4 protein-coding genes are annotated in these 4,469 nt (G+C 45.6%); 2 read left to right on the forward strand and 2 right to left on the reverse strand.

Annotated features, from left to right (window positions below):
* Positions 1–278 (forward strand): DUF1329 domain-containing protein (locus A3735_RS12580; RefSeq protein WP_156499643.1); only part of this gene is annotated, 278 nt, incomplete at its 5' end.
* A 77-nt stretch (positions 279–355) separates the two neighbouring features.
* On the opposite strand, the gene A3735_RS12585 is transcribed toward A3735_RS12580, so the two are convergent.
* Together A3735_RS12585 and A3735_RS12590 are read right to left on the reverse strand one after the other, a co-directional pair.
* Positions 356–2,374: an ATP-binding protein gene (locus tag A3735_RS12585; RefSeq protein WP_068506932.1), complete on the reverse strand. Its 2,019-nt coding sequence runs from the start codon at positions 2,372–2,374 to the stop codon at positions 356–358.
* Positions 2,374–3,069: a response regulator transcription factor gene (locus A3735_RS12590; protein ID WP_068506930.1), complete on the reverse strand. Its 696-nt coding sequence runs from the start codon at positions 3,067–3,069 to the stop codon at positions 2,374–2,376. Before A3735_RS12590 ends, A3735_RS12585 begins: the two co-directional genes overlap by 1 nt.
* A gap of 294 nt (positions 3,070–3,363) precedes the next feature.
* On the opposite strand from A3735_RS12590, the gene A3735_RS12595 reads away from it, so the two are divergent.
* Complete coding sequence (locus A3735_RS12595; protein WP_068506928.1) at positions 3,364–4,245, forward strand: OmpA family protein; 882 nt, start codon at positions 3,364–3,366, stop codon at positions 4,243–4,245.
* Positions 4,246–4,469: the final 224 nt, after the last annotated feature.

Consider the following 4,469-nt stretch of genomic DNA (forward strand, 5'->3'; position numbering starts at 1 on the left):
AACGAGTGTACTATGTTGATGAAGATAGCTGGGGTATCTCATTGGTTGATCAGTATGATAAGTATGATGAGCTATGGCGTGTGAGTATGGCGCTAATGAAAAACTATTATGAGCTTCCCGGTACAGCGGCGAGCGTGAATGTTTATCATGATTTACGATCGCAAAGATATAGTGCCAACGGTCTGTCTTCAGAAGAGAAGCGTGCGGTAGTTTTTGATGACGAAGCACCGAGTTCACGTCATTTCAAGCCGGCTTCACTGCGTCGTCGTGCTCGTTGAGTTCAATAAATAGATAGCTCTTTTTGAGGCGGCTCGACATTGCGCTTAGCTTTATAGTTATTTAGGTAACTATAAAGCTATAGCTTTCTGAATATCAGGGTGAACACGACACCTGTTTCATCTTTACGGTTTCTGACCTTGAGCGTTGCTCGATGGTGATCGGCAATGATTCTGGCGACATGAAGCCCAAGCCCAAGATGTACTTCACCACCCTCCGAACGTGTAGAAGTCATTGGCGCAAAGAGTTCATTCATTTTTCCTTCGGTAATCGTTGGCCCATCATTCTCGACCTCAATCAAGGTTTCTAAGTCGTTATCGATCAAGCGAAGGCATACCTTGCCGTCATCTGAACAAAAACCAAAGGCGTTATCCAGAAGTTTATCGAGTAGTTGTTCGAGCCTAGAGCTTTCCGCCATCACCCACACCACTTTATTGGGTTGTTCGGTTCGTAGGCCCTCCCAGGATGAGCAGTAATCTTCTAAAAACTCGCTTAGGTTCAGGCTTGCTAAATGTTCATTTTGCAATGCATTTTCAAGGCTAGCCGCTTCAGTGAGCTGTTGTGAGATCTTGCTTATTTGATCAACCCCGGCATCGAGTTTTTTAACATAAGTATTATCTTTTAGTTCAGGCCTGTCATCGATTAGGTTCTCTAGCGAGGTTCTGAGCTTGTTAAGTGGGTTGGAAATCTCGTGGCGAAGTGTTTGTGGCATGCGTTCTAAAAACTGCGTATAGGATTGTTGCTGCTTAAGCAAGCTGCTGATGCTGCGTGACAAGTCCCCCAATTCATCGGGTGCTGTTTTACTAGAGATATTGTCAGTGCTGATGATTCGGCCTTGCCCGTCAATAGCATTGTGGGCACTGTGGCTTAATTTGGTGATGCGTTGGGCCAGAATGAGGGCATAGATAAACATCAGTGCGATGATCAGGGCAATGATAGCGCCGGTTTTAATTGCAATAGCTTGTAGTCTGGTTTTGTGTTGTTCAAGTACATGGCTGGCAGCTTCATCGATGACGACTAGGCCTATGGCTTTATTATCCTTAATGATTGGGTAACAGGTCGTTATTCTGGAGTCCGGAGCGTCGCCTTTCATATGCTGGTATTGCTGAACGCTACCCTTCAAGGCATTGTTTAGGCAGTCTTGATCAAGTTCAAAGCCGCCTTTGTCTCTTGCTGCAAAGGCCCACTCGCGGCCCCGGCGGTCGTAGATGCCTAAATGCGCGTAGTTGGACTTCAGCTGGTCAATGACTCGCTGTAGCTCTCTTGCATGAAGTTCTAGAGGGTTAAATTGACCTGCCAACTCAGACGGTAGTGTCGAGATAATTGCCTTGGGACCAAGGGAGGGCTGCTGGTCGACATCGACAACTGCAATATGCAGTTCTGCTCCTTGGGTATCTAATTGGCTTAGGGGAAGGCGAAATTCAACAACATAGCCTGACTCAGAACGTCGCCAAAAGCCTTGAATGCCTGTCTGGTGACTTTCGATCTCAGTACTGGGTGCGATACCGTATTCCCATTCATGATTACTGAAGTAACTCGCTAAGGGGCCTTCATGTTCAGCAGGAAGAATGATGCGTTCAATATGGCCTTCTGGTGCGCGATAACTTAAGCGAATATGATCACTATAATCGAGCCGAAGGTGGTTGCGGCGATAACTGACTAGTTCGTCAGTGACGGCGATAGCTGCGTAAAGGTAATGCTGGGTTTGAGCCAGTTGTAAGGTAAAAGCCGCTTCAGGAGAATCTGTCGTATTGGTTTGTCTATAGCGCTTATCATAGGCAAGGCGAGATGATTCAACCAGCTTTTCTGGCCAATCACTTAGCTCGCCATCCAGTCGCAATGATGTCTGTAAAACCGGTGCTGCCAAGGCGTGCTTATGGAGCTCACTGCTTTCGTTCGCTGCAAGCAGGGTGGGAATATCTTTTTGAGTGGCGAGTAAATTGGTAGCGATGGCTTTGGCTTCAATCTCTTGAATATGGGCCTGAGTACTCAAACTTGCTTCTTTGATCTGTTGCCAATAATTATAAGCAACGAGTGGAATGGCTAACATAGCCAAACTGAGCACCGCGACTTGAGCTTTTATTCCGAAGCCAGGCATTAGCTTTGTTCCCAGCGATAGCCGAAGCCCGGTTTGTTGCGAATATGCTTAAACTCAACCTTTGTTGCATTAAACTTTTTGCGGATATTTTTAATATGGCTGTTAATGGTACCGTTAGTAACGAGGCGCTGCATGGTGCTTTCTGCCAAAGCTTGGTAATCAATACCTTCTGAGCCAGCTTGATAAATTGCATAAAACAGACGGAACTCTGTTAGCGTTAAAGGAATAGATTGCCCATGCCAGGATACATAAGACTTTTCTTCATCAATCGATAGTTCAGAGCTTGAGCTGGAGGTTGAAGGCTCAATGGTTTCTATGCGCGCTTGGTGAATGCGCTGTAGGCTTTTAATTCGTTCAGCTAGCAGTGCTAACGAAATTGGCTTGGTTTGATAGTCCCAAGCGCCAAGGCGCAAACCGAACACCTGGTCAATTTCATCAGAACGCTCACTTAGGAATATAACGGGTAGTTTACTCCCGCCATCAATCAGGCGTCGGCAGATGGTAAAACCTCCATCTTCATCTTCGCCCAGTACCACATCGAGTAATACCATATCGGGTGGATTATTCTTTATACCGTTTAAGGCATCCTCAACATTGTCGTAGCAGCTTGTGCTAAAGCCTTTGCGCTTCAATGAGTCGGCGTAATTTTGTTGCTGGTCGATATCATCTTCAACGATCGCAATGTGGTAGGACATTCTGCAGCTTTCCTAAAGGGCTTATAGATAAAACCAGAGTGCTTACTATAACGCAGAATGGATGATTTTTACGCCACGAAGTGACGATCTCCATAACTTCTCCATGACAGCCCTGCTTTATCCAGAGAGTCAAAGCGAAGCTAAGCTTTCTCTCCTTTACTCGCCTTTTTCTTCCAGAGCGCTTCATAAGCTCTCCATTACCTAAATACGGCAAATTGTTTCAATAGTCTCATCGATACGGCAAGCACTCAGGTGCCAGATATCGTTTCTTAAATAGATTAAGTGGAGATCACTATGAAGCAAATAATGAATAAATCGAAAATCGCCAGCCTGGTATTGCTCGCTAGTATGAGTTCAGCACCTTTTGCTAATGAGCTGGCAGTACAAACGAGTGCAGAAAGTAATGAGTCAACCTATTGGGGGCTGGGCATTGGCTCTGTCTTAGGCGGCATTATTGCAGGCCCTCCGGGTATTGCTATAGGTGCTAGCTTGGGTGGTGCTTTTGGTTGGGGGCAAGATCAGCACGAGGCGCTTGAAGAGGCTCAGGAACAGTTGCACGAACAAGCGAACTTAGTGACGTCTAGCTCCAATGACTTGAACACAGAGATGGAAAAGCTAAGAGCAACCAGGGCTAAGTTAGGTGAGCTAAAGCGTCGCCATCACCATCAAACTGAAAAATTAAATGACTTACAAGCTGAGTTGGCGAGCAAGGTTCAAACCTTGGAACAGAGCGATTTGTCGAATCTTTTGAGTGCCTATACCCAAGAGATCTACTTTGAAAAAGGCCAAGCGCGTGTCCCCTCATATGTTAGCGATCGTATTTCCAGTATGGCGGAGTTCTTACAGCGCTATCCTCATCTACAGATAACTTTGACAGGCTTTAGCGACCAAAGTGGCCCGGCGATATTCAATCAAGAACTATCCCAAGCTAGGGCACAAGGCGTGAAAGATGCCTTGCTCGCACAAGGTATTTCGGCAGAGCGTATTGTGATTAAGTCAGTCGGTGAAAGCATGGCTCACGTGGCTGAAGGTGATGAGGGCAATGCAATTTTAGATCGTCGAGTAGCTATCGAGTTCAGCCAAAATATTTCTCAAGAAATGATTTCAACAAAAGAGGAGCCAATAGAACCTTCGCAAGTGATTGAAAGTACGTCGCTTGCAGAATTAAGTCAGTGAAAGTTCTTATTTGAATGCAGCTAAACGCCATGGCGACATTATATGTCGCTAGGGCGTGAATAATGTTTTTGATCAACGGACTTTACTTAGTTGGAGGTCATATGCGAGCTCTAGAGAATAAACACTATCTCGATAATTCATGCTCTATTTTTAGAACCCGAGGCTGGCGTAGCGTGGCAGAAGTTTGTGCTTTGAGTTTTGTTTTTTATCTTTGGATGTTATCC

Source organism: Oleiphilus sp. HI0061 (assembly GCF_001635675.1).